Source organism: Neoroseomonas rubea, from assembly GCF_016106015.1.
Lineage (GTDB): Bacteria > Pseudomonadota > Alphaproteobacteria > Acetobacterales > Acetobacteraceae > Neoroseomonas > Neoroseomonas rubea.
Genome location: NZ_JACADQ010000615.1, coordinates 1 through 1,198, shown reverse-complemented (window position 1 = coordinate 1,198; position 1,198 = coordinate 1). Strand labels below are relative to the sequence as shown.

The following is a 1,198-nucleotide window of genomic DNA, read 5'->3' as shown; positions in this document are numbered from 1 at the left end:
GAGCGGGCGCGCCGCCGCGTCGAGCACGCGCGCCACCTCGGCCTCCTGCTGGGCCAGGCGCAGCGTCGCGATCCGCGCGCCGCGTTCCTCCAGAAGCAGCCAGGCGGGCAGCGCGACCGCGGCCGCGACGATGGGCAGCGTGACCGCGGCGAGGATGGCGATGCGCGTGCGCAGCAGCATCAGACCGGCTCCGCGATGCGCAGCAGGCCGACCGGCGGATAGGCGCCGAGCAGCCGCGCCGTCTCCATGCGGATCTGGTAGGAAAAGCGCGTCAGCGTCTCGACCGGGATGGTGCCCGGGTCGCGCCCGCCCGCGAGGATCTGTTCCGCCTTGAAGGCGGTGAAGGCGCCGACGCTGGTGTAGCGGCTGACGAGCCCGGCAAGCCCGTCGGCGAAGGCGACGAAGCGCTCGGAAGCCGAGAAGGTCGGCAGCCCCTCGGCGATCGCTGTCTGCGTGAGCAGGGCGCGGTGGTCGTTGAGGAAGGTATCGGGCGGGATGTAGAGCCATTCCGCGCCGCCGTCGCGCGCGGCGCGCAGCATGGCAGGAAGGGCCGAGGGATCCGGTCGGCCATCCGCGCGCACCGGCACGGGGAGCTTCTGCAGCGCGGCGCCGCGCGCGGCGAGCAGCAGGCCCATCTCCTCGACCAGCCGCGCGGAGTTCTGCTCGCGCGGGTTGAAGGGCGCGGCGATCCGGCGGAAGGGGCGATAGGCGGCGATCGCCTCGAGCTGCACCGCCACGGGGGCGATGTACTCGGTGCCGGTCACGGGCCGGCCGGGCGCGGCGCGGGATCGCACGATGCGGTTGCCGACCGGGTCGGTGACGATGTTGAACACCGCCGGGATGCCGCTGAGATGGCGATCCGGGTCATGCGCGTCCCAGGGGCCGAGCACGGCCATCGTCAGCGTGGTGCCCCACAGGTACACGAGGTCGGGCCGCATTACCCTGGCTTCGCGCACCAGCGCCGGCACGCGGGAGAGGTCCTGCGCCACGTCGCGCACGATGAGGTCCACGGGCATCCGCCGCGCGGCGAAATAGTCGCGGAAGCCGTCGCAAGCTTCCTCCCAGCCACGGAACAGGATCATCAGGATGCGCGGGGGCCGTCCTGTGGCGAGCGCCGGCGCGGCGAGGCCGAGCCCCGCCGTGGCGAGCAGCGCGCGGCGCGAGGCGGCCATCATGCCGCCACCCCGATCGCCGGGCG

At 74.0% G+C, this 1,198-nt stretch carries 2 protein-coding genes; both read right to left on the bottom strand.

Going from position 1 to position 1,198, the window contains the following annotated elements; genetic code table 11:
- A partial coding sequence (locus tag HW577_RS25340; RefSeq protein WP_198378852.1) for a hypothetical protein occupies positions 1 to 180 on the bottom strand: 180 nt, incomplete at its 3' end.
- A partial coding sequence (locus HW577_RS25335) for an ABC transporter substrate binding protein (RefSeq protein WP_232475243.1) occupies positions 180 to 1,198 on the bottom strand: 1,019 nt, incomplete at its 5' end. The genes HW577_RS25340 and HW577_RS25335, both read right to left, overlap by 1 nt.